The sequence below is a fragment of the Microbacterium alcoholitolerans genome (genome assembly GCF_050408615.1).
In the GTDB taxonomy this organism is placed as follows: domain Bacteria; phylum Actinomycetota; class Actinomycetes; order Actinomycetales; family Microbacteriaceae; genus Microbacterium.
In genome coordinates this window covers 1414120-1437853 of sequence record NZ_JBNTKD010000001.1, presented here as the reverse complement: position 1 = coordinate 1437853, position 23734 = coordinate 1414120, and the positions used below count along the sequence as shown (strand labels likewise).

Sequence of the window (23734 nt, the reverse complement as noted above, 5' to 3'; positions counted from 1 at the left end):
GTAGGATGGCGGCATGGTCGATTCGCTGCCTTCGCTCGCGTTCCTCGGTGCCGGTTCGATGGGAGGGGCGATCCTGCAGGGGGTCATCGCCTCCGGCGCCTCGATCGACGACGGCATCGTCGTGACGAACCGCTCGCGTGAGAAGGCGGATGCCCTGGCATCCCTCTCCGGTGTGAAGAGCGTCGCGCTCGCCGAGGATCCCGACGGCAACAAGGACGCCGCGGCATCCGCCCGCATCGTCCTCGTCGGCGTGAAGCCGGCGATGGTGCCGGATCTGCTGCGCGAGATCGCGCCGGCACTGCGCGAGGACGCGATCGTCGTCAGCCTCGCAGCCGGCGTCACCCTTGACACGTTCTCGGATGCGCTCGGTGCCGATGTGCACGTGATCCGCTCGATGCCGAACACCCCGTCCACGGTGCGCCGCGGCGTGACCGGCCTTGCCGCCGGAGCGGCTGCGACCGCCGAGGACATGGCGATCGTGCGCGCGCTGTTCGAGACCGTCGGCGCCGTGATCGAGGTGCCCGAGTCGCAGATCGACGCGCTCTCGACGGTGTCCGGATCGGGACCGGCCTACGTGTTCCTCCTCGTCGAGCAGCTCACGAAGGCGGCGGTCGGGATGGGCTTTTCGGATGCCGATGCGCGCCTCATGGCCGAGCAGACCTTCATCGGAGCGGCGGCACTGCTGGAGGCATCCGACGTCGATCCGGCCGAGCTGCGCAGACGTGTGACCAGCCCCAAGGGCACGACCGAGCGGGCGATCGCCGTGATGCAGGACGCCGGTCTCGACGACATGTTCGCCCGCGCGACCGCTGCAGCGCTCGCCCGCGCGAAAGAGCTCGCCGCAGGCTGAGCGGACCTAGCGGTCGAGGCCGGCGAACCGCTCGATGTCGCTGTTCGTGCCCGACACGATGATGAGGTCGTGATTGGTGACGACCGTGTTCGCCTCGGCATAGCGGAACGGCTTGCCCGGGCTCTTCACGCCGACGACGGTGACGTTGTACTTCGTCCGCACACCGGACTCGTTCAGACCGGTGCCCCGGATGAACTTCGGCGGATACATCTTCGCCAGCACGAAATCGTCATCGAAGCGGATGAAGTCCAGCATACGGCCGCTGACGAGATGCGCGACGCGCTCACCCGCCTCGCGCTCGGGGTAGATGACGTGGTTCGCGCCCACTCGGGCGAGGATCTTGCCGTGCGACTGCGAGACCGCCTTCGCCCAGATCTGCGGGACCTTAAGGTCGACGAGGTTGGCCGTGATGAGCACGGATGCCTCGATGAGCGACCCGACGGCGACGACCGCGACCTGGAAGTCCTGTGCGCCGATCTGGCGCAGGGCGTCGATGTTGCGGGCATCCGCCTGCACGGTGTGCGTGACGCGATCCGACCACTTCTGCACGAGCCCGAGATCCTCGTCGATCGCGAGCACCTCGCGATCGAGCCGGTCGAGCTCGCCGGCGCACGCCGCACCGAAGCGTCCGAGTCCGATCACGAGCACCGGGGCGTCGCCCCGCACCATCTCAACCAACGATCGGCCTTTCGACGGGCAGCGAGTACAGCTGCGATCGGGATGTCGCAGCGACCGCCGCGGCGAGAGTCACTGTACCAACGCGCCCCATGAAGATGGTCGCGGCCAGCACGTACGAGGCGCTGTCGGGCAGGGTCTCGGTGAGGCCGGAAGAGAGCCCCACCGTGCCGAACGCCGAGATCACGTCGAAGAGCACATCGATGATGTCGGCCTTCGTGATCTGCGCGATCACGATCGTCGACAGGGCGACTATGGTCGAGCCCCAGGCGACGACGCTGAGGGCCACGCGCTGCACGTCGCTCGGGATGCGACGGCCGAACGCCTCGACGGACTGGCGCCCGCGCGCCTCGGACCAGACGGCGATCGCGAGGACGGCGAGCGTGGTCACCTTGATGCCGCCGGCCGTCGACGCCGAGCCGCCGCCGACGAACATCAGCATGCAGGCGGCGAGCATCGACGACCCGTTGAGGTCTGATATGTCGATCACGTTGAAGCCGCCCGAGCGGGTCATCGCCGAGAGGAACAAGGCGTTCATGGTCGTCTCAGAGGCATCCATCGAGCCGAATGTCTTCGGGTTCGCGTACTCGAGCACGAGGAACACAGCCGCGCCGACGATGAACAGCAGCACGGTGGTGATGAGGGTGAGCTTCGAGTGCAGCGGCCAGCGCTTGACGTGCCAGACGTGCTTGGCGAGCGTGTAGATGACCGGGAAGCCGATGCTGCCGAGGAAGACACCCGTCATCAGCAGGATCAGCACCAGGTAGTCGTCCGCGAACACCGTGACGCCGCCGTCGTTGGGGGTGAACCCGGTGTTCGTGAACGCCATGGCCGCGTAGTACGGCGCCTCCCACAGTGCGGAGAACGGGTCGATGCCCGTCCAGATCAGTGCCGGGTACAGCAGGATCGCGAGCGTCCCCTCGATCACGAGCGTCGAGAGGGCGACGGTCGTCAGCAGCTGACCGACCTCGCCCAGCCGCACCGTCTGACTCTCGTTGACCGGTCCGCCATGCGCACGCATCGGGTTCGTGTCGCCGGCCGCGAGCAGCTTCGCCCGCAGACCGAGCCGCTTCGAGATGACCAGGCCCAGCAGCGAGGCCAGGGTGAGCGCGCCCATGCCGCCGATGTTCACGCCGACGAAGATGACCACATTGCCGAACGCCGACCAGTGACTGCTCATGTCGACCGTCGACAGGCCCGTGACGCAGATCGTCGACATGGCGGTGAAGAACGCATCGCTCAGCGGCGTGATGGTGCGCGACTTCGACGAGATCGGCAGTGAGAGCAGCACGGTGAAGACCAGGATGAGCGTCGCGAAGATCAGGATCGCGAACCGCGACGGCGATGACGTGATGATGTACTTGACCCGTCGGCCGGCCGTTCGCAGGCTGCCACGAGGGGATGATGCCGACACCATGCCAGACATCCGTCCCCCTTTCCGCTGCGTGTGACCCTTCGCCGAGCCTTCGTCATGGTACTCCGTGCCTGTGCCGACTACCCTGATGGCATGACCGACATCTTCGACGTGATCGCAGACGGCACGAGGCGCGACATCCTCCAGCTGCTGCTGAGCGAGTCCACGCAGAGCGATGCCGGCACCAGCGTGACGCAGATCGTGAGCGAGCTCGGCATCAGCCAGCCGACCGTCTCGAAGCATCTGAAGGTGCTGCGCGAAGCGCAGCTGGTGACCGTGCGTGAAGACGGTCAGCGCCGGTTCTACAGTCTTGCGGTCGCACCGCTCGAACAGGTCGACGACTGGCTGGTGCCGTTCCTCGTCGACGCGTACGGCGATCAGGCTCCCGACATCGACGTGCCCTACGCGCCGCTTCCCTCCGCGACCGTCCACGCCGCCGAGACGGTCGGCCGCGTCGCGGCATCCGCGAAGCACGCCATGGCCTCCGCGTTCAAGCGTCTCGGCAGCTGACAGGGGGTCGGCTCAGCGGCGTCCTGCCTGCCGGCGGAACAGCCACGCGCCCCAGGCCACGGCCAGGGTGAGGATCAGCAGGCACCAGAACACGGCCCAGATCGGTTCGGAGTCGACGGTCGTGCCCATCAGCAGCGCCCGGATCGTCTCGACGATGGGCGTGATCGGCTGGTGCTCGGCGATCGGCCGCAGCCAGTCGGGCATGCTGTCGACAGTCACGAAGGCGCTGGAGAGGTACGGCAGGAAGAGCAGGATGAAGCCGTAGCCGTTCGCGCCCTCCGGCGATCCGGCGGCGAGGCCGATGGCGGCGAACAGATAGGTGATGGCGAGGATGTACAGCGCGATCAGCGCTCCCATCAGCATCCACTCTCCGAGCGATGCTGTCGGGCGGAACCCGACGAGCACTCCCACGCCGATCACCAGCGAGGTCGCGATGAGGTTGCGGATCAGGCTCGCCACGACGTGACCGGTGAGCACGGCCCCTGCGCGCAGCGGCATCGTCCGGAACCGGTCGATGATGCCGCTGCGCATGTCGTTGGCGACGTAGACCGCGGTGGATGAGGCGCCGAAACCCGCACAGGTGAGGATGATCCCTGGCACGACGTAGTCGACGTACGCACCAGAGGGGTCGATCGCGCCGCCGAACACCCAGGTGAACATGAGCATGAGCATCACGGGGAGCATGATCGCCATCAGCAGCGATTCGCCGTCGCGCAGCGAGTGGCGCAGGCTCCTGCCCACGAACACGCCCTCGGCGGTGAAGCCGCGCAGGCGCGGGCGGATCGCGGGCGGCGATGGTGCGCTCGGCGCCGTCGGTGGGGACGTCAGCGTCATGCGGACTCCTTTGCAGCGGCGCCGACGAGGTGTTCGGTGCGGGGACGGTCGGGCTCGGTGATGGCGAGGAAGACGTCATCGAGCGTGGGACGATGCAGGCTGACGGCTCCGGTCACGCCCTGCCGGTCGAGTTCGTCGATGGCGCGGCGAAGCTCGGCGATCGTGCCGTCGGTCGGAACCCGCTTCAGCAGGACGCCGTTCTCGTCGTGGACCTCGACGCTCTCACCGCCGACGCGCGCCTTCAGCGCGGCGGCGGATCCGGATGCGGCGATGCGTCCATCGTGGAGCACGGCGATCCGGTCGGCGAGCTGGTCGGCCTCTTCGAGGTACTGCGTCGTGAGGAACACGGTGGTGCCGGCGTCGGCCAGCGATCGGATGATGGCCCACAGGTCGCGGCGGCTGCGGGTGTCGAGCCCGGTCGTCGGCTCATCGAGGAAGAGCACCTCCGGGGTCACGACGAAGCTGAGTGCGAGATCCAGCCGGCGCCGCATGCCACCGGAGAAGGTGCGCACCGGTCGGGCTGCTGCGTCGGTCAGCCCGAAGCGCTCGATCAGGTCGGCGCCGCGGCGCCTCGCCGCGCGTCCTCGCAGCCCTGAGAGCCGCGCGAACATGATGACGTTCTCCGTCGCGGTCAGCGCATCGTCGACCGCAGCGGACTGACCCGTGAGGCTTATGCGCTGGCGCACCGCCACCGGGTGCTTTCGGACGTCGAATCCTGCGATCGTGGCGGTCCCCGCGTCGGCGCGCGTGAGCGTACTGAGGATGTTGATCGCCGTCGTCTTGCCGGCCCCGTTCGGACCGAGCAGCGCGAAGATCTCGCCGCGCTGGACGTCGAGGGTCAGCCCGTCGAGGACGGAGCGGCCGGCGTAGGTCTTATGCAGGTCGGTGACGCTGATCACCGATGTGGACGTTCGCGGAGGTGCCATCGCAGGATCCTTTCTGTGTATGTCTCAAACTGTTTATGACGCTAACACACTGTTTATTAGGTACACAACCTAAGCTGGGGGAGTGACATCCGAAGAGATCGAGCTGCCCCGCGGCATCGCCCTGGCTTGGGGCGTCGCAGCCAATCCGCAGCGCGGACCGAAGCGTGAGATGAGCGTCGAGCGCATCGTCGAGACCGCTGTCGCGCTCGCGGATGCCGAGGGCATCGGCGCCGTCTCGATGGCGGCCGTCGCCGCGAAGCTCGGCTTCACGCCGATGTCGCTGTACCGCTACGTCAGCGCCAAGGACGACCTGCTGCTGCTGATGCAGGAGCACGCGACCGGCCTGCCGTCAGAGGAGCACCGCGAGCAGGCGGGCTGGCAGCAGCAGCTGCGCTTCCTCTTCGACGCGCAGGTGCGCATCTACCTCGAGCATCCCTGGATTCTGTCGCTGCCCATCACGGGCGCGCCGATCACCCCGAGCAGCTCCGCATGGTTCGACGCCGCGCTGGCCGCACTCGAGGGCACCCCGCTCGCTGACACGGAGCGGGTCGCGGTGGCACTGAGCGTCATGGGGCAGGCCCGCTGGTACGGCATCGTGCTCGCCGGCTACGCCGAGCAGTCGCGCATCACCGGACTGTCGGCGCAAGATGTCTCGGAGCGGGAGGCCGCACTGTTCGATCGCGTGATCACGGCCGAGGAGTTCCCCGCGCTGCGCCATGCGATCGACGCCGGTGTCTTCATCGATCAGAGCGACCCGTTCCGCTTCGGGCTGCAGCGCATCCTCGACGGTGTGCAGGCGTACATCGACCGACGCAGTGCCGGGGATGAGCCCCGCCCCGAACCGGACTGGGTCGACGTCCTGCCCGAGGAGGTGCTCGGGGACAAGCGTGTGCGCGAGGCCCGCAAGGCGGTGCGCGAGGCCGAGAAGGCGCTGCGCGCCGCACGCAAGATCGAGCGCATCGCGCTGCGGGATGCTGGTGAGAAGGCCGCCAGAGACGCGGCGAAGTGATGCCGGGTGTGCGCGTGCGGCGTGTTCACAGTCATCACATGAGTCACAGCGGTTTACAGGCGTCGCAGCTACCCCATATGCTGTGCATCAGCAGAAAGGGGTATATGGGGATGCCCGACGTTCAAGACGTTCGTTTCCTGACGGTGGCCGAGGTCGCCGAGCTCATGCGCGTGTCCAAGATGACCGTGTACCGTCTCGTGCACTCCGGGGAGCTGCCGGCGATCCGCTTCGGACGCAGCTACCGCGTGCCCGAGTCGGCGGTCGTCGACGCGATGCGCAAGCCCATCTCCGACGTAGGATGAGGGAGTGAACGGTCACCCTCGACCGTTTGCTAGAATCGTCCGAGGCATTTTTTCCGTGCCCGTACCCGGGTGCCGCCTTCGTGGCATCCAGCCCCTGACTTAGTGAGGTTTCCGTGGGTTCAGTCATCAAGAAGCGCCGCAAGCGCATGGCGAAGAAGAAGCACCGCAAACTGCTTCGCAAGACTCGCCACCAGCGCCGCAACAAGAAGTAAGCGGCACGACACCAAGCGCCTGTCCTCGGACGGGCGCTTCGTGTCTGTCGACATCGACCCCGCTCCTCAGGAGGATGCCGTGAAGTCCATCACCATCGACGAGCTCGCCGCACGCGCGGACGTGCCGCTGATCGACGTCCGCGAACGCGATGAGTTCGCCGCCGGCCACGTGCCGGGTGCCGTGAACGTCCCGCTGTCGGAGCTCGGCGACCGACTCGGCGAATTGCCCGGTGAGGCGTTCGACGTGATCTGCCAGGCGGGCGGACGCTCGGCGCGCGCAGTGCAGGCGCTCGAAGCGCGCGGATACGACGCGACCAACGTGGACGGCGGCACCGGGGAGTGGATCGCCAGCGGCCGCGCGGTCGACAAGCCGTGACCACACTCACCCTGATCGGCAAGCCCGACTGTCACCTCTGCGATGTCGCAAGGGAGATCGTCGACGCGGTCGTCGCCGACCTGCCGGATGCCACAGCCGACCGCATCGAGGTCATCGAGCGATCGATCAACGACGACCCGACACTGTACGAGCTGTGGTGGGAGAAGATCCCCGTCGTCCTGATCGACGACACGCTGCACGCGCACTGGCGCGTCGCACCGGACCGACTGCGCCAGGCGCTCGAGGAGGCGTCAGAGTGCGATGTACTGAGCGACCGGAGGGAGTCGAAGTGCCTGTACTGAGCGACCGGAGGGAGTCGAAGTGATCCGTCACGTCGTGAGCTGGAAGCTCGCCGAACCGGATGCCGCCGTGCGCGGCGAGCAGGCCCGCGAGGTCGCGGCCAGGCTCAACGCCCTGATGGGCGTCATCCCGGAGCTCCGCGCAGTCACCGCCGGCGCGAACGTCGCGTACCCCGACGTCAACTGGGACGTCACGCTCGTCGCCGATGTCGACTCGCTCGACGCGCTGGAGGCCTATCAGGTGCATCCAGCCCATCAGGAGGTCGGCACCTACATCCGCAGCGTCGTGGCATCCCGCGTCGCCGTCGACTTCGAGATCTGAGCCCGAGTCGCCGACAGCTGCCGGTGGCAAGCGAACGGAGGCACGGCGACCGCAACGCAAATGTGATCCGCGCGAGGATGCGAGAGATGGGCATCCGACGTCGTTGCATGTTTAGATGAACGCATACCCGTTCGCGGGCGAACGTCCGCCGCAACCCACAAAGGAGTGGCCATGAACCGCCGTCCCCTTCTCTTCAGCGCTGCGCTCCTCGCAGCCGCGACCCTCGCCCTCACCGGCTGCGCCGGTGGCGACGGCGGTGCCGGCGATGAGCCGGCAGCCGACGGCTCGCTCGAGCTCGTCGAGCCCGGCAAGCTCACCGTCTGCTCCGAGGTGCCCTACCCGCCGTTCGAGATGGAGGACGGCGAGGGCGGATACACCGGCTTCGACCTGGATCTCGTCGCCGCGATCGCCGAGAAGCTCGAGCTCGAGGTCAGCATCCAGGACGTCGGCTTCGACGGTCTGCAGTCCGGCACCACGCTGATCGCCGGCACCTGCGACTTCGGCGCCTCGGCCATGACGATCACCGAGGAGCGCAAGGCGAACATCGACTTCGCCGACCCCTACTACGACTCGCTGCAGTCGCTGCTGGTGAAGGCGGACTCGGGCATCGAGAGCATCGAAGACCTCGAGGGCAAGAACGTCGCCGTGCAGCAGGGCACCACCGGTGAGAACTACGCGACCGAGAACGCCACCGGCGCGACGCTCGTGCAGTTCCCGGGCGATGCGGAGATGTGGCCGGCGCTGCAGGCTGGGCAGGTCGTCGCGATCCTGCAGGATCTGCCGGTGAACATCGAGCACGAGAAGGCCGACTCCGACTACACGGTCGTCGAGGAGTACAACACCGACGAGCAGTACGGCTTCGCCTTCCCCAAGGGCGAGCGCACCAACCTGCGCGAGGCCGTGAACGAGGCGCTGCAGGAGCTGCGCGACTCGGGCGAGTACGACACGATCTACGACAAGTACTTCTCCGCCGAGTAAGCCGGAGAGGCGAGGAGTAGCAGTGGCGTTGCGCAGACGAACCCGGGGGCTGGTCTACCGGGGCACGATGTACGCCGTGTTCATCGCGGCGGTGGCCCTGATCATCATCGCGACGGACTGGCCGAAGGTCAGTCAGCAGTTCTTCAATCTCGAGGTCGCGGCGAAGCTGTTCCCCGACATCATCATCGTCGCGCTGCGCAACACCATCCTGTTCACCCTGATCGCTTTCGTCGGCGGGCTTCTCCTCGGCATCCTGTTCGCCTTGATGAAGCTGTCGGTGATCGCCCCTTTCCGCTGGTTCGCGACCGCCTGGATCGAGCTCTTCCGAGGGCTGCCGGCACTGCTGACGATCTTCGCGATGGCATTCATCCTGCCGATCGCCTTCGGCATCAAGCCGCCCGGCGGTCCTGTGGGCGCGGGACTGATCGGTCTGATCCTGGTCGCATCGGCCTACATGGCCGAGGTGATCCGCTCCGGAATCCAGGCGGTGCCCAAGGGGCAGACCGAGGCGTCGCGCTCTCTGGGCATGTCACCGATGAAGACGATGTTCTGGGTCGTGCTGCCGCAGGGATTCCGCATCATCATTCCGCCGCTGACCAACGAGTTCGTGCTGCTGCTGAAGGACACCTCGCTGCTCTTCATCGCGGGCACGTTCCTCTGGTCGAAGGAGCTCACCACCTTCGCCAGGGACGCGAACACGACCTACGCGAACGCGACGCCGTTGATCATGGCCGCGATCCTCTACCTGCTGGTGACCATTCCTCTCACGCGCTTCACCGCGTGGCTGGAGCGACGAATGGCGAAAGAACGATGAGCACCGACCTTATCGACGTCCACGCACCCGCGATCGAGATCCGGGGACTGGTGAAGTCCTTCGGCGACAACGAAGTGCTCAAGGGCATCGATCTGACCGTCACCGCAGGTGAGGTCGTCTGCGTCATCGGCCCGTCAGGATCAGGAAAGTCGACGCTGCTGCGCTCGGTCAACCTGCTCGAGGAGCCGACCGGCGGCAAGATCCTCATCGAGGGCATCGACATCACCGACGAGGAGACCGACATCGATCGGGTGCGCACGCGCATCGGCATGGTGTTCCAGAGCTTCAACCTGTTCCCGCACATGACGGTGCTCGGCAACCTGACGCTCGCCCAGCGCAGGGTGAAGAAGCGCTCCAAGGAGGAGGCGGAACGGGTCGCGAAGGAGATGCTCGAGCGTGTGGGCCTCGCCGAGAAGGCGAACGCCTACCCGAACCATCTCTCCGGCGGACAGCAGCAGCGCGTGGCGATCGCCCGTGCGCTGTGCATGAAGCCCGACATGATGCTCTTCGATGAGCCCACCTCCGCGCTCGACCCGGAACTCGTCGGCGAGGTGCTGCAGGTGATGCGTCAGCTCGCGGATGAAGGAATGACGATGCTCGTGGTCACACACGAGATGGGCTTCGCCCGCGAGGTCGGATCCCGGCTGATCTTCATGGACGGCGGACACATCGTCGAGCAGGGAGATCCGCGCGAGGTGCTGGCCAACCCCCAGCATCCGCGCACCCAGGACTTCCTTTCGCGCGTGCTCTGAACGCGGTGGAGATCGGCGCTTTCCTCGGCCTCGAGCAGCTCACCTGGGGCGTGCTCATCCTCATCGTCGTCGCCGCGTTCGCGGCAGGCTGGGTCGACGCCGTCGTCGGCGGCGGCGGGCTGCTGCAGCTGCCCGCGCTGCTGCTGATCCCGGGCATCAGCCCCGTGCAGGCGCTGGCGACCAACAAGCTCGCCTCCGTCTTCGGCACCGCCACCAGCAGCGTCACCTATTACCGTCGCGCGAAGCCCGACATCCGAACGGCCCTGCCGATGGCCGGCATCGCTCTGCTCGGCTCATTCGGCGGAGCCGCCGTCGCGACCGTGCTGCCGGCCGCGGCATTCAAGCCGATCATCGTCGTCGCCCTGCTGGCTGTCGCCCTGTTCACCGCGCTCCGGCCGCAGCTGGGCGCGGCCACGATGCTGCGCTTCCATGGACACAAGCACCACATCGCCGCGGGTGCCGCCGGACTCGTCATCGGGTTCTACGACGGACTGATCGGACCGGGTACGGGAACGTTCCTGGTGATCACCCTGGTATCGCTGCTCGGCTACGACTTCCTGCAGGCCAGCGCGAAGGCGAAGATCGTGAATCTGGCGACCAACTTCGGGGCGCTGCTGCTGTTCATCCCGCACGGTGCGGTGCTGTGGCTGCTCGGCGGAATCCTGGCGGTGGCGAACATCGCCGGCAGCTACCTGGGGTCGAGGATGGCGATATCCCGTGGCTCGAGGTTCATCCGCATCGTCTTCCTCATCGTCGTCGTGCTGCTGATCGGCAAGCTCGGCGTGGACGTGTGGAACGAGAACGTCGCCCCCGCCCTCGCTTCCCTGTGAGGGGGCTGTCAGCCGAGCGTCTCCCCGCGTAGACTCCGAATCGTCGCCGGTTCGGAGGGGCGGTCTCAACATCGATCGAGGAGGGGCAATGACGTCTCAGCGCAGGAAGACGACACTGATGGGGGCGGCCGGTCTCACCATCGCGGCACTCGCATTGAGCGGGTGCTCCGGATCTGGCGACGACGGCGGACAGGTCACGCTCGAGCTGCAGTCGGCGATGGGTGAGGACACTCCGCGGTTCGAGGCCCTCTCAGCGCTCGCGCAGGCCTACGAGGACGAGAATCCAGACGTCAAGATCGATGTGGTCCCGATGGGCAAGGACTACGAGGGCGACATGAAGGTGCGCATGGCATCCGGTGACCTGCCCGACCTCTGGGCCACGCACGGGTGGTCGCTGCTGCGCTACAGCGAGTTCCTCGAGCCGCTGCAGGAGCAGCCCTGGGCCGATGAACTCAACCCGGTGCTCGACACGACGATGAAGAACGACGACGGCGAGTTCTTCGCGCTGCCGCTGACGACCGACGTCGCGGGCATCCTGTACAACCAGAAGGTGCTGAGCGACCTCGGGGTCGATCCGGCGTCGCTCGGCACGATCGACGCCTTCGACGCTGCGCTCGGCAAGGCGAAGGATGCCGGAGTCGTGCCGATCTCGAGCTCCGGCAAGGACGACTGGTTCGCCGGCAACGTCGCCGACTGGCTGGCATCCGGCTCGTACGACGAATCCGAGTCCGACGAACTGGCGGGCGGGACCTTCGTCGACAGCGGTTTCGAGGCGATGTATTCCAAGATCGAGGAGTGGGCCCAGGCGGACTACTTCAACCCCGACTTCTCCGCCGCGACCAGCGACGACATCGCCACAGCGCTGGGGCAGGGCACCACCGCGTTCGTGATGATCCAGAACAACCTGGTTCTCAGCGCTCAGCAGTTCGTCCCCGACGCCGAACTCGGTTTCATCCCGGTCCCGGCTGTCAACGGCGACCCCGAGTACCTCATCGGCGGTGAGGGCGTCGCTCTCGGCGCCTGGCGCGACGGCGAGAACAAGGAGCAGGCGCTGGACTTCCTGAACTTCCTGGCCCAGCCCGAGAACATCGGCGACTTCGCCGGCCAGGACGGCAACCCCGCCGGCCTCACCGGCGTCGACGTCGACCTGGGTGCTCTCGCTGACAGCTACGATCAGTTCTTCACGCCGGGAGACGTGCGCATGGTGCCGTACTTCGACCGCGCGTACCTGCCCAACGGCATGTGGAACACGCTGATCAGCACGACCAGCGGCATCGTCACAGGGCAGACCGACGTCGACGCGGCGGTCTCGCAGGTGAAGGCCGACTACGGCACCCTGTACGGGCAGCAGTAGCCGTGGCGGGGCGAGCGCGCTCGCACAGCCTGTATCCCCGACGACTGAACTGGCTGTACGTCCCGGCGCTGGCGCTGTTCGCGGTCTTCGCGATCTACCCGCTGATCAGCGGCATGAGCCTGTCGCTGACCAACTGGAATGGCTACAGCCCGGGCAGGGCGTTCGTCGGATTCGACAACTACCTGCGTCTGCTCGGCGACGAGGTGTTCCGCACGGCGCTGCTCAACACGTTCGTCTACGGCGTCGGCAGCACGATCATCCAGCAGATCCTCGGGCTCGGACTCGCGGTCGTGCTGGATCGGATCGTGCGCGGAGCGTCGGTGCTCCGCGCTGTCATCTACCTGCCGGTCATGGTGTCGCCGGTCGTGCTGGGCACCATGTACTACCTGATCTTCCGCTACAACAACGGAGCTCTGAACGATCTGCGGTCGCTGTGGGGTGCGGACAAGGTGGCGTGGCTCGCCGACGCCTCGGTCGGCGTCGTCGTGATCGTGGCGGTCAACTCGCTGCAGTTCGTCGGCATCTCGATGGTCATCTACCTCGCCGGGCTCCAGGCGATCCCCACCGAGTACTACGAGGCGGCTCAGCTCGACGGCGCGGACTGGTGGCAGAGCTTCCGCAGCATCACCGTGCCGCTGCTGCAGCCGGCGTTCGCGACGAGCATCGTGCTGAACCTGATCGGCGGGCTGAAGCTCTTCGATGTGATCCAGGTGCTCACCGGCGGGGGCCCGGGCAGCTCGACGCATTCGGTGTCGACGCTGATCGGCGAGACGTACTTCTCGAGCCAGGCGGCAGGCTATGCGGCATCCATGGGTGTGGTGCTGTTCATCCTCATCGCCGCGGCGACCTTCGTGCTCAACAGCCTGCTGAACCGGAAGCGGGTCGAGCAGTGAAGGGCGCATCGGCGCCCTCGAGGGTGCTCATCTACGTCGCGCTGGGATTCGTCGCGCTGCTGCAGCTGCTGCCGTTCTACTTCGGCATGACCACCGCGGCGAAGCCGAAGAGCGACCTCTCGTCGCCGTGGACGATGCCCGGCGACATCTACTGGACGAACTTCGTCACGGCCCTGGAGCAGGGGCGCATCCTCACCGCGATCGGCAACAGCGCGCTCGTCACCGTGATCTCGACCGTGCTGGTGTGCGTGCTCGGGGCGCTGACCGCGTACCCGCTGGCCAGGCGCATCACCCGGGGCAACCAGCTCGTCTACGCCGGCATCATCGCGCTGATCATGATTCCGCCGCTGTCCGTACTCGTGCCGTTGTACACGCTGATGAAGGACATCGGCGGGCTGAACACGCACTGGGGCATCATCCTGGTGATGGTGACGGGCAATCTGCCGCTCGCCGTCTTCCTCTACACCGCGTTCATGCGCAGCCTGCCCATCTCCATCGAGGAGGCGGCGACGGTCGACGGCGCGAGCGCGCTGCAGGTGCTGCTCCGGGTGGTGTTCCCGATGCTGAAGCCGGTCACGGCCACCGTGGCGATCCTCGCGGGTGTCGCGATCTGGAACGAGTTCGCGCTCAGCACGTACTTCCTGCGTGACCCGGACACGCGCACGATCGCCCCCGCGGTGGCGAGCTTCTTCGCCTCACAGGGCAGCAACCCCGGCGCGGCGGCCGCGGCATCCCTGCTGTCGGTGGTGCCGGTGCTGCTGGCGTATCTCTTCCTGCAGCGCAACTTCATCAAGGGCATGGTCGCCGGCGCGATGAAGTGAGACGGATGCCCGTTGACATTCGCCGACACCCCCAATACGCGCCGAGACCCCTGCGTATGGGCACCCATACGCAGGGGTCTCGGCGGCAGGCAGGGGTCTCGGCGTCAGGCGGAGGCAGCCTCGTCGGCCGCGTCATCCTCGGGCTCGTAGTCCACACCGGCCTCGGCGCGCTGCTCGGGCGTGATCGCCGCGGGTGCCTCGGTGAGCGGGTCGAAGCCGTTGCCGGACTTCGGGAACGCGATGACCTCGCGAATCGAGTCGGTCTTGGTGAGGTGCTGCATCACGCGGTCCATGCCCAGTGCGATCCCGCCGTGCGGGGGAGCGCCGAACTTGAACGCCTCCAGCAGGAAGCCGAACTTCTCGTCGGCCTCCTCTTCGCTGATGCCCATGACCTTGAATACGCGCTTCTGCACGTCCTCACGGTGGATGCGGATCGATCCGCCGCCGAGCTCGGAGCCGTTGCAGACGATGTCGTACGCGTAGGCGAGGGCGGATGCCGGGTCGCTGTCGAACGTGTCGGCGAACTCCGGCTTCGGGCCGGTGAACGCGTGGTGCACGGCCGTCCATGCTCCGGCGCCCACTGCGACGTCGCCCGATGCGACAGCATCCGACGCCGGCTCGAACATCGGCGCGTCGACGACCCAGGTGAACGCGAACTCGTTCGGGTCGAGCAGGTCGAGGCGGCGTCCGATCTCGACGCGCGCGGCACCGAGCAGGGCGCGCGAGTCCTTGGCCGAGCCGGCGGCGAAGAACGCGCAGTCACCGGGCTTCGCGCCCACGAGCTCGGCCAGACCCGCCTGCTCAGACTCGGACAGGTTCTTGGCGACCGGACCGCCCAGCGTGCCGTCCTCGTTGAACAGGACGTACGCGAGGCCGCGGGCGCCGCGCTGCTTCGCCCAGTCCTGCCAGGCGTCGAGCACCTTGCGCGGCTGCGAAGCGCCGCCGGGCATCAGCACCGCACCGACGTACTCCGACTGGAACACGCGGAACGGGGTCTCTGCGAAGTACTCGGTCGCCTCGACCAGCTCCAGCTCGAAGCGCAGGTCGGGCTTGTCCGAGCCGTACTTCGCCATCGCGTCGGCGTAGGTCATCCGCGGCAGCGGAGTCTGCACGTCGACGCCGATGGTCTTCCACATCGCGACGATGAGGGACTCCATCATCTCGATGACGTCCTCCTGGTCGACGAAGGCCATCTCGATGTCGAGCTGCGTGAACTCCGGCTGACGGTCGGCGCGGAAGTCCTCGTCGCGGTAGCAGCGCGCGATCTGGAAGTACTTCTCCACACCGCCGACCATCAGCAGCTGCTTGAACAGCTGCGGCGACTGCGGCAGGGCGTACCAGCTGCCGGGGTGCAGGCGCGCCGGCACCAGGAAGTCGCGGGCGCCCTCGGGCGTCGAGCGGGTCAGCGTCGGGGTCTCGACCTCGACGAACTCGCGGCGGTGCAGCTCGTCGCGGATCGCCTTGTAGACGTCCGAGCGCAGGCGCATCGCCGCCGCCGGCGCCGGACGGCGCAGGTCGAGGTAGCGGTGCTTGAGGCGCGCCTCCTCACCCACTGGGTCGGACTCGGCCAGGCCGCTGGAGACCGGGAAGGGCAGCGGAGCCGACTCGTTGAGCACGACGACGTCGGATGCGATGAGCTCGACGTCTCCGGTGGGAAGGTTCGGGTTCTCGTTGCCGGCGGGGCGACGCGAGACCTCACCTGTCACCTGCAGCACGAATTCGCTGCGCAGGGGGTGGGCCACCTCTTCGTCGCGGATGACGACCTGGGCGATGCCCGTGGCATCCCGAAGATCGATGAACGCGACTCCTCCGTGATCGCGGCGACGATCGACCCAACCCGAGAGGGTGACGGTCTGACCGATGTGCTCGGCTCGCAGCGAGCCTGCCGTGTGTGTGCGAAGCACGGAACTTCCTCCTGATCGGGAAATGGAACCCGCTCAGTCTACGGGGCGGTCCTTGACGCGGCTTGCCGGTAGACATATTCTTTCCATATGGAAAGTGACCGCTGGCCTGATGGAGCGATCTCGCGGGCCGAAGCCGATCGGATGCTGCGCTCCGCCGACGCGATCCGTGCGCGAGCGGCATCCGTTCCCCGTAGCCACGCGCTGCTGCAGCTCATGTACTCCGTCATGCTCGCCGCGTACATGGCGCTGTTCGTGTACACCGGCTCGAACGAGGGTGGCGCGAGCGTCTTCGGCGGAACGACGATGGCCCTCGTGCTGCCACCGATGATCGTCTCCACCGGGCTCGTCTACGGCGCGGCCGAGCGCCATGGCGGGCGCCTGCGATCCACCGGACGCCATTGGACGGCCATCGGCGTCTTCCTGGCGCTGCTCGTGGTCATCCTCGTCTGGGGGATCGCCGGCGGGGGCTACCCCTGGTGGCTGGCGCCGGTGTCCGCCGTCGTCACGATCGTACTGTTCGGCTCCCGGCCGGCTGCCGCGCTCGTGCGCGGCTCCGGGACGCCACAGCGGACGACCGCCGAGCGCGAACCGCTCTCGCCGGGGCCGCGCACCGTCACGATCGTGATGGGCGTCTACTTCGGGATCGTGTGCATGACGCTGCTCGTGCCGTCCGCGATCTGGGCGGTGACGGCGATCGGGATGATGGCCGTGATCATCGCGCTCTCGGCGCAGACCGCGTCGTGGGGGCTGATGCGCACCGGCTGGGAGTGGGCGGTGCCGCAGTGGCTCGCCTTCGCCATGGCGGTGGCAGTGATGTTCCTGCTCGCCTTGCTCGTCATCGTCGGGGATGTCATCACTCCGCTCATCGCCGTCCTCGCCGGAGGCGTTGTGGCGGCGGCGATGGTGGCATCCGCTCTTCTCCCGGGCCGCAGCCATGTCGCATCCGAGGCATGATCTCGATCCGGCGCTGATGACGCCGGTGCGCCTGTCGCTGCTGGCGGCGCTGTCGGGCGATGTCGAGCTGGACTTCGCCACCCTGCGGGATCTGATCGAGGCCGACGATTCGGTGGTGTCGAAGGGCATCGCGCATCTCGAGAAGGTCGAGTACGTCAAGGTGACGAAGGGCTACGTCGGAACACGACCGCGAACCTGGGTGGCAGCGACGGCGACGGGCCGCCGCGCGCTGGAGCGCCACCGCGCCGCGCTGCGATCGATCATGGGCGACACGGGCTCATAGACTGGCGGCATGCCCGCGTCTCGTCTGCATCTGGTCCGACACGGCGAAGTGGAAAACCCGCACCGGGTGCTCTACGGGCGGCTTCCGGGCTACCACCTGAGCGAGTCGGGGCGGCAGATGGCGCGGGCGGCCGCCGAGCATGTGGCATCCCTCGGGCATCCGGTCACGTCGCTGCGGTGCTCTCCGCTGGAGCGAACGCAGGAATCCGCCGAGCCGTTCACCGAGCTCTTCGGCCTCGAGCCGACGCTCGATGAGCGCATCATCGAGCCGACCAACGTCTTCCAAGGCCTGCGCATGTCGCGCGCGCTGCGCAACCCGTGGAACTGGCGCCACCTGCGCCGGCCGTCGGTCCCCAGCTGGGGCGAGCCGTACGTCGCGATCGCGGAGCGGGTGCAGGCGGCGATGGATGAGGCCTGGCACGCGACGGATGCCGGTGACGTCGTGTTCGTATCGCACCAGGCCCCGATCTGGATCACGCACCTTTCGATCGCCGGTCTTCCGCTGCGCCATGATCCGCGCACCCGCCGCTGCGCGCTGTCGAGCGTGACGAGCTTCGAGCGCGTCGGTGACGTGTGGCGCGAGCTGGACTACGCCGAGCCCGCAGCGCAGGGGGTCGATCTCGGCGCGGTCTGACGCTCCTCACGCCGACGCCCGCTTCAGGCCCGCATCCGTCAGGCGACCAGCTCCTGGACGACAGCCGCGGCGGCCATCTGCCCGGCCGCGGCCGCCATCATCACCGACGCCATCGCGCCAGGAAGGCTCGCCCGGTGCGCGATGTCGCCGGCGGCCCATACGCCGGGAAGTGACGTCCGTCCGAAGTCGTCGATCTCGATGCCGCCGCTGGGCAGCATCCCCAGGCCCAGCTGCCGCGCGAACGGCGCGCGCTGGCGTGCCGTGGCGGAGGTGACGAACAGACCCGCGACTTCGACCGGCTCGCCGGCGTTCACCGTCACCCCGTCTGCGTGAGCGGCGACCGACGCGACCGGGGCGCGATGCAGGTCCGCGCCGAGTGAGGACAGTGCGGCGGATGCCTCGTCATCCAGCTCCCCGTCATCGAAGACCGTCAGCGCGCCGACGATCGGGCGCAGCATCCGCACGATGTGCTCGACACGCGGGCTGCCGCCGAGCACGCCGATGCGGCGGCCGGCGAACTCGTGCCCGTCGCAGAACGGGCAGGTGAACGCATGCGTTCCCCAGATCTCCGCCAGACCGGGGACGGGCGGTAGGTCGTCCGCCATGCCCGTGGCGAGAATCACACGTGTCGCGCGCTCGACCGTGCCGCCGTCCGCAGGCACGGCCTCGAACCCTCCCTCCACCACGCTGACGCGCTCCACGGCGCCCTGGCGCAGCGCGACGCTCTCGTACTCGCCGAGCTGCGCCCGCGCGACGGCCCGGAAGTCCGCGGGAGCCGTGCCGTCGTTGGCGAGAACGTTGTGCATGCGCTGCACCGTCCCGTTGCGATACTCCCCGGAATCGAAGACCAGAGCGGAGCGATGCATCCGCCCGAGAGTGAGGGCGGCCTGCAGACCGGCGGGGCCTGCGCCGATGATGATGACGTCACGCATGGGGTCCTCCTGGAGGGTTGTCGCTTGCTTTTCCCGCCAGTCTGTGACTTCATGTCAACATGAAGTCAAGTCCTTCGTCGAGGTGGTCGGTCGGAGATGTCGCAGGCCGCTTCGGCTTGCCCACCAACGTGCTGCGGCACTGGGAGTCCGTCGGCCTGCTCTCGCCGCAGCGCGATGCGGTCGGCCGTCGTCGCTACGGTGAGGGGGACGTGGTCCGGGTCGCCGTGATCCTGCGCAGCAAGGCCTCGGGAATGAGCCTCGACCAGATCGCGCATCTGTTCGAGCGCGACATGTCGGGCAGGCATGAGGTGCTGCAGGCCCACCTCGACGATCTCGACCGGCGGATGGCCGAGATGAAGCATTCGAAGGCGATGACCGAGCACGCGCTGCGCTGCTCGTCGCACGACATCGCGACCTGCCCGCGGTTCCGCGCCGAGGTGATCGACGTGCTCGACGGCTTCACCGCGTTCGACGCCGATCCCGCGCACCGGCACGCGCCAGCGGACGCGCTCCGCATGGCGTGAGCGGCTTCACATGGAGGTGCGCTGTGTCAGAGCGCGCATAGGAAACGTGCGTACGATTCCCAGCGTGTCCTCACCTGTTCACCTCCGTCACGGTGCGCGGCGCAACGGCTCGCTGAGCGCCCGTCGCTCGCTCCGCGTCGTCGCGGTCGCGCTCGCCGCGGCACTGGCCGTCGGCCTCAGCGCCTGCGCTCCCGATCCGGCGACCGAGGCGTTCCTGAACGGTGATGAGAAGGCCTACACCTCGGCCGACTTCCGCACCCTCGAGATCCCCGCCGACAAGCGCGATGAGCCTGTCGTGTTCGGCGGTGTCACCGAGCACGGCGAGGATTTCTCCAGCGAGGACATCAGCGGCGACGTCACCGTCGTCAACTTCTGGTACGCCGGATGCGGACCGTGCCGCATCGAGGCGCCTGACCTCGAGGCGGTCTGGCAGAAGCACCAGGATGACGACGTCACCTTCATCGGCGTGAACATCTACGACCAGCCCGACACCGCCAAGGCCTTCGCCGCAACCTACGGCATCACCTACCCGAGCCTGATCGACGCGACCACCGGCGAGGCGAAGCTCGCGTTCGCGAAGGTCACGTCGGTCCAGGCGCCGCCGACCACCCTCGTGCTCGACAGGCAGGGCCGCGTCGCCGCGCGCATCATCGGTCCGATCGAAGGCACCTCCATCCTCTCGACCATGATCCAGGATGTGCTCGAGGAGAAGGCGTGAGCCCTGAGGTCGTGATCGGCGCCGGTGCTCTCTGGCTCGCGATCCCGCTCGCGATGCTCGCCGGCCTCGTGTCGTTCGTCTCCCCGTGCGTGCTGCCGCTCGTGCCCGGTTACCTCGGCTTCATCGGGGGAGCGGTGGGCGCGAGCCCCTCGGGTCCCTCGATCGACTCAGAGACTCAGAACGGAACACGGACCCGGACCACGACGCGCAATCGGATGCTGGTCGGCGTCCTGCTGTTCATCCTCGGCTTCACGGTCGTGTTCGTCGGGATCACCGCGCTCAGCGGCACCTTCGGCGTCTTCGTGCTGGAGTGGTCCGGACTCATCACACAGATCCTCGGCGTGCTGATCATCGCGATGGGGTTCATCTTCCTGGGCTACTTCGGCTTCGCGCAGCGTGAGATGCGGATGCAGGTGAAGTCGACGACGGGCCTGATCGGCGCTCCGCTGCTGGGCGTCGCACTCGGCCTCAGCTGGGCGCCCTGCATGGGCCCGACGCTCACGGCCATCGTGGCGCTGTCCTTCAACATGGGCACCCCGTGGCGGGCATCCCTGCTCGGTGTCGCGTACTCGCTCGGCCTGGGCATCCCGTTCCTGCTCGTCGCGCTCGGCTTCGGCTGGGCGACGCGCGCCGTCGGATTCGTGCGCCGCCACATCCGCGTGGTGAACATCGTCGGCGGCGTCCTGCTGATCGTGCTCGGTGTGCTGATGGCCACTGGAATCTGGACGGAGATCATGTCGAAGCTGACGGCGGTGATGACGAGTGTCATCCTCCCCCTCTGAGTCCATGGGCGACGGCTCGTCGGCATCCACCGACCCGCGTCGCCCTTCCGACCACATCGACTCGGTCGAGTCGGATGCCGAGATCAACCAGCCCAAGCTGGGCTTCACGGGCTGGCTGCGGTGGGGCTGGCGCCAGCTGACCTCGATGCGCGTCGCGCTGGTGCTGCTGCTGGCGCTCGCGATCGCCGCGATTCCCGGCTCGATCTTCCCGCAGCGCAGCGCCGACCCAAACGGCGTCGTGCAGTACAAGCAGAACAACCCCGAGCTGTTCCCCGTGCTCGACGGCATGAGCATGTTCGACGTGTACTCGTCGCCGTGGTTCTCGGCCATCTACCTGCTGCTGTTCGTCTCGCTGATCGGCTGCATCATCCCGCGCATCAAGCACCACGCGAAGGCGCTGCGCGCGAAGCCGCCGCGGACGCCGGCGCGCCTGGCGCGGCTCGATGACCACCGCTCCGTGGAGCGCGTGTCGTCGGATGCTGATACCGAGGCATCCGCTTCGATCGACGTCGCCGAGAAGCAGCTCAAGGCACTCGGCTACCGCGTCGCCCGCTACGACCGCGGCCGCACCTGGTCGGTGTCGGCCGAGCGCGGCTACTGGCGCGAGACCGGCAACCTGCTGTTCCACATCGCGCTGGTCGGCGTGCTGGTCACCGTCGGCCTCGGCAGCGGCTTCGCCTACACCGGGCAGAAGGTCGTCATCGAGGGGGCGACGTTCGTGAACACCCTGATCGACTACAACTCGATCAACCGCGGACGCTTCGTGACTGACGACGCCCTCAAGCCCTACGCCATCACCCTCGACTCGTTCGACGTCACCTATGAGGACTTCGGAAAGCCCGGTGCCGGTCAGGCCGGCAACTTCGCCGCCAACATCAGCGTGCACGAGCCCGGCGACGCCGCGGCCGGTGTCGAGCCCCGCGACACCGAGGGCAAGGTGGAGGTCAATTACCCGGTGCACGTGGCCGGCGACAGCATCTACCTGCTCGGCAACGGCTATGCGCCGACGATCACGGTGCGCAACGCCGAGGGCGAGAAGATCTTCAGCCAGCACGTCGAGTTCCTGCCGCAGGACAGCGCCATGACCTCACTCGGAGTCGTGAAGCTCACCGACGGCATGCCCGAGCAGCTCGGGATGATCGGGTTCCTGTACCCCTCGGTCGTGAAGCTCGAGTCGGGCGCGTACGCCTCGGCGCACGGCGCGCTGAATCTGCCGCTGCTGACCCTCGACGTGTACCAGGGCGATCTCGGCATCGACGACGGCACACCGCGCTCGGTGTTCGAGCTCGATACCAACGAGCTCGAGAAGCTCAACGGCCGCGGTACCAACGTCGACTCGATCGAGCTGCAGCCCGGCCAGACCGCCGACCTGCCGAACGGCCTGGGCACGGTCACGTTCGAGGACGCATCGCCGGCCGGCGCGACCGATTCGCTGGAGTCGGTCGATCGCTACGTGTCGCTGCAGATCCACCATGACGCGTCGGCGAAGTGGGTGCTCGTGTTCGCCATGCTGGCGCTCGGCGGACTGGGGCTGGCCCTGTTCGTGCCGCGTCGCCGGATGTGGGTGAAGGCGACAGCATCCGGTGACGACAGCATCCACCTGGAGTACGCTGGCCTCGCGCGCGGCGAAGACCCCACTCTGGCCGCTGCCGTGGACGATCTCGTCCGCGGACACGAGCGGCTGCTCGATGGGGCCGCGCTTCGCCCCGAGACCCCCGCGAAGGGAGCATGAACATGCCCGATCTCGATTCCCTCTCGATCCTGACGCTGTGGACGGCGATCGCGATCTACGCCGCATCGTTCATCGCGTACGCGTTCGACCTGGCGCGTCGGTCGTCGGCGAGCGATGCGGCGAAGACGAAGGTGCTTGTCGCTGCTGGCGGCGAAGCCGTGGCATCCGACGTCGGCGCGGGCGCGTCTGACGCGAGCGACGCCGATAAGCCGGCCAAGCCGCGCTACGTCTTCGCGCGGATCGGCACGGCGCTCGCGGTGCTCGGCTGGCTGTTCCACCTCGCGGCGACGCTGACCCGCGGCTTCGCCGCCGGCCGGGTGCCGTGGGCGAACCTCTACGAGTTCGCGATGATCGGCACGCTGCTGATCATGGGCGTCTACCTCGTGATGCTGCTGCGCATCGACCTGAAGTTCCTCGGCAGCTTCATCTCAGGGCTCACGCTGGTGCTGTTGGGGGCTGCCGCGGCGAACTTCTACACCGAGGTGACGCCGCTGGTCGATCCGCTGAAGTCGGTGTGGCTCATCATCCACGTGTTCGTCGCGTCGCTGTCGACCGCGCTGTTCGCGCTCGCGTTCGCGCTGTCCGTCCTGCAGCTGATGCAGTCGCGTCGCGCGCGTCGTGTGGCCGAGGGCATCGAGAACGCGGGGCCCGGGTTCCTGCGCACGCTGCCGGAGACGTCGCGGCTCGAGAACATGGCGTACCACTTCACGGTCGTCGGCTTCATCTTCTGGACGTTCACCCTCATCGCGGGCTCCATCTGGGCGCAGGACGCCTGGGGCCGCTACTGGGGCTTCGACGTCAAGGAGACCTGGACATTCATCATCTGGGTGCTCTACGCCGGTTACATCCATGCCCGCGCGACGCGCGGCTGGCGCGGCAACCCGTCGGCGTGGCTCTCGATCACCGGCTTCGCGGCCGTGATCTTCAACTTCACGATCGTCAACGTCTTCTTCAAGGGCCTGCACGCATACTCCGGGCTGAGCTGAGCCGGCTGAGCTGAGCTGAGCCGGCTGAGCTGAGCCGGCGGCGCGCGGTTCTTGCTGTCCCAGCATCCGTCCTCGCGCCACCCACACCCGAGAACCGGCTCGTTAGCCGGAGCAG

29 protein-coding genes are annotated in these 23734 nt (G+C 67.6%); 23 read left to right on the top strand and 6 right to left on the bottom strand.

The features are described from left to right. Positions 1-13: 13 nt before the first annotated feature. Entirely contained in the window at positions 14-850 is an 837-nt protein-coding gene (proC, locus tag ACQUSX_RS06840) for a pyrroline-5-carboxylate reductase (protein WP_428906199.1), read from the top strand. A 6-nt stretch (positions 851-856) separates the two neighbouring features. Here proC and ACQUSX_RS06835 read toward each other — a convergent pair whose 3' ends face one another. Next, positions 857-1519, bottom strand: coding sequence for a potassium channel family protein (locus ACQUSX_RS06835; RefSeq protein WP_428907606.1), 663 nt, complete (start codon positions 1517-1519; stop codon positions 857-859). Between the two features lies 1 nt (position 1520). Beyond that, complete coding sequence (locus ACQUSX_RS06830) at positions 1521-2951, bottom strand: TrkH family potassium uptake protein (RefSeq protein WP_428906198.1); 1431 nt, start codon at positions 2949-2951, stop codon at positions 1521-1523. A gap of 81 nt (positions 2952-3032) precedes the next feature. Here ACQUSX_RS06830 and ACQUSX_RS06825 point away from each other — a divergent pair, with 81 nt between their 5' ends. Next, entirely contained in the window at positions 3033-3449 is a 417-nt protein-coding gene (locus tag ACQUSX_RS06825; RefSeq protein ID WP_428906197.1) for an ArsR/SmtB family transcription factor, read from the top strand. A 12-nt stretch (positions 3450-3461) separates the two neighbouring features. Here ACQUSX_RS06825 and ACQUSX_RS06820 read toward each other — a convergent pair whose 3' ends face one another. Then, positions 3462-4283, bottom strand: a complete 822-nt coding sequence (locus ACQUSX_RS06820; RefSeq protein ID WP_428906196.1) for an ABC transporter permease — start codon at positions 4281-4283, stop codon at positions 3462-3464. Continuing rightward, a complete protein-coding gene (locus ACQUSX_RS06815; RefSeq protein ID WP_428906195.1) occupies positions 4280-5209 on the bottom strand; it encodes an ATP-binding cassette domain-containing protein in 930 nt (309 codons plus the stop codon). The genes ACQUSX_RS06820 and ACQUSX_RS06815 overlap by 4 nt, the downstream gene beginning before the upstream one ends. A gap of 82 nt (positions 5210-5291) precedes the next feature. On the opposite strand from ACQUSX_RS06815, the gene ACQUSX_RS06810 reads away from it, so the two are divergent. The 13 genes from ACQUSX_RS06810 (at position 5292) to ACQUSX_RS06750 (ending at position 14171) form a co-directional block, all read left to right on the top strand. After that, positions 5292-6218, top strand: a complete 927-nt coding sequence (locus ACQUSX_RS06810) for a TetR/AcrR family transcriptional regulator (RefSeq protein ID WP_428906194.1) — start codon at positions 5292-5294, stop codon at positions 6216-6218. Positions 6219-6328: 110 nt separating this feature from the next. Then, positions 6329-6520, top strand: coding sequence for a helix-turn-helix domain-containing protein (locus ACQUSX_RS06805; protein WP_428906193.1), 192 nt, complete (start codon positions 6329-6331; stop codon positions 6518-6520). A 113-nt stretch (positions 6521-6633) separates the two neighbouring features. Beyond that, the gene (locus ACQUSX_RS06800) at positions 6634-6732 is read left to right on the top strand and encodes a 30S ribosomal protein bS22 (RefSeq protein WP_003792170.1); all 99 of its coding nucleotides are present in this window, start codon (positions 6634-6636) and stop codon (positions 6730-6732) included. 79 nt (positions 6733-6811) lie between these two features. After that, entirely contained in the window at positions 6812-7108 is a 297-nt protein-coding gene (locus tag ACQUSX_RS06795) for a rhodanese-like domain-containing protein (protein WP_428907605.1), read from the top strand. Beyond that, entirely contained in the window at positions 7105-7410 is a 306-nt protein-coding gene (locus ACQUSX_RS06790; RefSeq protein WP_428906192.1) for a glutaredoxin family protein, read from the top strand. Before ACQUSX_RS06795 ends, ACQUSX_RS06790 begins: the two co-directional genes overlap by 4 nt. Before the next feature lie 19 nt (positions 7411-7429). Continuing rightward, the gene (locus ACQUSX_RS06785) at positions 7430-7729 is read left to right on the top strand and encodes a Dabb family protein (protein ID WP_428906191.1); all 300 of its coding nucleotides are present in this window, start codon (positions 7430-7432) and stop codon (positions 7727-7729) included. A gap of 171 nt (positions 7730-7900) precedes the next feature. Beyond that, complete coding sequence (locus ACQUSX_RS06780) at positions 7901-8707, top strand: basic amino acid ABC transporter substrate-binding protein (protein WP_428906190.1); 807 nt, start codon at positions 7901-7903, stop codon at positions 8705-8707. 22 nt (positions 8708-8729) lie between these two features. Beyond that, entirely contained in the window at positions 8730-9521 is a 792-nt protein-coding gene (locus tag ACQUSX_RS06775; protein WP_428906189.1) for an amino acid ABC transporter permease, read from the top strand. Then, positions 9518-10273 (top strand): amino acid ABC transporter ATP-binding protein, encoded by a 756-nt coding sequence (locus ACQUSX_RS06770; RefSeq protein ID WP_428906188.1) that lies wholly within the window; start codon positions 9518-9520, stop codon positions 10271-10273. Before ACQUSX_RS06775 ends, ACQUSX_RS06770 begins: the two co-directional genes overlap by 4 nt. A 5-nt stretch (positions 10274-10278) precedes the next feature. Further along, on the top strand, positions 10279-11103 hold the full coding sequence (locus ACQUSX_RS06765) for a sulfite exporter TauE/SafE family protein (RefSeq protein WP_428906187.1): 825 nt from the start codon (positions 10279-10281) through the stop codon (positions 11101-11103). Between the two features lie 88 nt (positions 11104-11191). After that, positions 11192-12457, top strand: coding sequence for an ABC transporter substrate-binding protein (locus ACQUSX_RS06760; protein WP_428906186.1), 1266 nt, complete (start codon positions 11192-11194; stop codon positions 12455-12457). A 2-nt stretch (positions 12458-12459) separates the two neighbouring features. Further along, positions 12460-13350 (top strand): carbohydrate ABC transporter permease, encoded by an 891-nt coding sequence (locus tag ACQUSX_RS06755; protein WP_428906185.1) that lies wholly within the window; start codon positions 12460-12462, stop codon positions 13348-13350. Further along, positions 13347-14171, top strand: a complete 825-nt coding sequence (locus ACQUSX_RS06750) for a carbohydrate ABC transporter permease (RefSeq protein WP_428906184.1) — start codon at positions 13347-13349, stop codon at positions 14169-14171. The genes ACQUSX_RS06755 and ACQUSX_RS06750 overlap by 4 nt, the downstream gene beginning before the upstream one ends. A 104-nt stretch (positions 14172-14275) precedes the next feature. On the opposite strand, the gene aspS is transcribed toward ACQUSX_RS06750, so the two are convergent. After that, the gene (gene aspS, locus ACQUSX_RS06745; protein ID WP_428906183.1) at positions 14276-16075 is read right to left on the bottom strand and encodes an aspartate--tRNA ligase; all 1800 of its coding nucleotides are present in this window, start codon (positions 16073-16075) and stop codon (positions 14276-14278) included. An 87-nt stretch (positions 16076-16162) separates the two neighbouring features. On the opposite strand from aspS, the gene ACQUSX_RS06740 reads away from it, so the two are divergent. From ACQUSX_RS06740 to ACQUSX_RS06730, 3 genes are read left to right on the top strand one after another with little or no spacing between them, the layout of a single operon-like run. After that, a complete protein-coding gene (locus ACQUSX_RS06740) occupies positions 16163-17029 on the top strand; it encodes a hypothetical protein (RefSeq protein WP_428906182.1) in 867 nt (288 codons plus the stop codon). Then, positions 17010-17312, top strand: a complete 303-nt coding sequence (locus ACQUSX_RS06735) for a transcriptional regulator (RefSeq protein WP_428906181.1) — start codon at positions 17010-17012, stop codon at positions 17310-17312. Before ACQUSX_RS06740 ends, ACQUSX_RS06735 begins: the two co-directional genes overlap by 20 nt. 9 nt (positions 17313-17321) lie before the next feature. Then, on the top strand, positions 17322-17945 hold the full coding sequence (locus tag ACQUSX_RS06730) for a histidine phosphatase family protein (RefSeq protein ID WP_428906180.1): 624 nt from the start codon (positions 17322-17324) through the stop codon (positions 17943-17945). Between the two features lie 38 nt (positions 17946-17983). On the opposite strand, the gene ACQUSX_RS06725 is transcribed toward ACQUSX_RS06730, so the two are convergent. Beyond that, a complete protein-coding gene (locus ACQUSX_RS06725) occupies positions 17984-18877 on the bottom strand; it encodes an NAD(P)/FAD-dependent oxidoreductase (RefSeq protein ID WP_428906179.1) in 894 nt (297 codons plus the stop codon). A gap of 59 nt (positions 18878-18936) precedes the next feature. Between ACQUSX_RS06725 and ACQUSX_RS06720 the strand changes: the two genes are divergently transcribed. The 5 genes from ACQUSX_RS06720 to ccsB all read left to right on the top strand — a co-directional run bounded on the left by ACQUSX_RS06720 (position 18937) and on the right by ccsB (position 23619). Beyond that, complete coding sequence (locus ACQUSX_RS06720; RefSeq protein ID WP_428906178.1) at positions 18937-19401, top strand: MerR family transcriptional regulator; 465 nt, start codon at positions 18937-18939, stop codon at positions 19399-19401. A gap of 64 nt (positions 19402-19465) precedes the next feature. Beyond that, on the top strand, positions 19466-20119 hold the full coding sequence (locus tag ACQUSX_RS06715; RefSeq protein ID WP_428906177.1) for a TlpA family protein disulfide reductase: 654 nt from the start codon (positions 19466-19468) through the stop codon (positions 20117-20119). After that, positions 20116-20901 carry a cytochrome c biogenesis CcdA family protein gene (locus tag ACQUSX_RS06710; protein ID WP_428906176.1) on the top strand — a complete coding sequence of 262 codons (786 nt, stop codon included), beginning with the start codon at positions 20116-20118 and terminating at the stop codon, positions 20899-20901. The genes ACQUSX_RS06715 and ACQUSX_RS06710 overlap by 4 nt, the downstream gene beginning before the upstream one ends. Before the next feature lie 4 nt (positions 20902-20905). Continuing rightward, positions 20906-22633: a cytochrome c biogenesis protein ResB gene (resB, locus tag ACQUSX_RS06705; protein WP_428907604.1), complete on the top strand. Its 1728-nt coding sequence runs from the start codon at positions 20906-20908 to the stop codon at positions 22631-22633. Between the two features lie 2 nt (positions 22634-22635). Next, positions 22636-23619: a c-type cytochrome biogenesis protein CcsB gene (gene ccsB, locus ACQUSX_RS06700; RefSeq protein ID WP_428906175.1), complete on the top strand. Its 984-nt coding sequence runs from the start codon at positions 22636-22638 to the stop codon at positions 23617-23619. Positions 23620-23734: the final 115 nt, after the last annotated feature.

What these genes read in the sequence shown, in the direction of transcription:
- proC (WP_428906199.1), top strand. Translation starts at nt 14, where the DNA reads ATGGTCGATTCGCTGCCTTCGCTCGCGTTCCTCGGTGCCGGTTCGATG.
- ACQUSX_RS06835 (WP_428907606.1), bottom strand. Translation starts at nt 1,519, where the DNA reads ATGGTGCGGGGCGACGCCCCGGTGCTCGTGATCGGACTCGGACGCTTC.
- ACQUSX_RS06830 (WP_428906198.1), bottom strand. Translation starts at nt 2,951, where the DNA reads ATGTCTGGCATGGTGTCGGCATCATCCCCTCGTGGCAGCCTGCGAACG.
- ACQUSX_RS06825 (WP_428906197.1), top strand. Translation starts at nt 3,033, where the DNA reads ATGACCGACATCTTCGACGTGATCGCAGACGGCACGAGGCGCGACATC.
- ACQUSX_RS06820 (WP_428906196.1), bottom strand. Translation starts at nt 4,283, where the DNA reads ATGACGCTGACGTCCCCACCGACGGCGCCGAGCGCACCATCGCCGCCC.
- ACQUSX_RS06815 (WP_428906195.1), bottom strand. Translation starts at nt 5,209, where the DNA reads ATGGCACCTCCGCGAACGTCCACATCGGTGATCAGCGTCACCGACCTG.
- ACQUSX_RS06805 (WP_428906193.1), top strand. Translation starts at nt 6,329, where the DNA reads ATGCCCGACGTTCAAGACGTTCGTTTCCTGACGGTGGCCGAGGTCGCC.
- ACQUSX_RS06780 (WP_428906190.1), top strand. Translation starts at nt 7,901, where the DNA reads ATGAACCGCCGTCCCCTTCTCTTCAGCGCTGCGCTCCTCGCAGCCGCG.
- ACQUSX_RS06770 (WP_428906188.1), top strand. Translation starts at nt 9,518, where the DNA reads ATGAGCACCGACCTTATCGACGTCCACGCACCCGCGATCGAGATCCGG.
- ACQUSX_RS06760 (WP_428906186.1), top strand. Translation starts at nt 11,192, where the DNA reads ATGACGTCTCAGCGCAGGAAGACGACACTGATGGGGGCGGCCGGTCTC.
- ACQUSX_RS06740 (WP_428906182.1), top strand. Translation starts at nt 16,163, where the DNA reads ATGGAAAGTGACCGCTGGCCTGATGGAGCGATCTCGCGGGCCGAAGCC.
- ACQUSX_RS06735 (WP_428906181.1), top strand. Translation starts at nt 17,010, where the DNA reads ATGTCGCATCCGAGGCATGATCTCGATCCGGCGCTGATGACGCCGGTG.
- ACQUSX_RS06730 (WP_428906180.1), top strand. Translation starts at nt 17,322, where the DNA reads ATGCCCGCGTCTCGTCTGCATCTGGTCCGACACGGCGAAGTGGAAAAC.
- ACQUSX_RS06725 (WP_428906179.1), bottom strand. Translation starts at nt 18,877, where the DNA reads ATGCGTGACGTCATCATCATCGGCGCAGGCCCCGCCGGTCTGCAGGCC.
- ACQUSX_RS06720 (WP_428906178.1), top strand. Translation starts at nt 18,937, where the DNA reads ATGAAGTCAAGTCCTTCGTCGAGGTGGTCGGTCGGAGATGTCGCAGGC.
- resB (WP_428907604.1), top strand. Translation starts at nt 20,906, where the DNA reads ATGGGCGACGGCTCGTCGGCATCCACCGACCCGCGTCGCCCTTCCGAC.
- ccsB (WP_428906175.1), top strand. Translation starts at nt 22,636, where the DNA reads ATGCCCGATCTCGATTCCCTCTCGATCCTGACGCTGTGGACGGCGATC.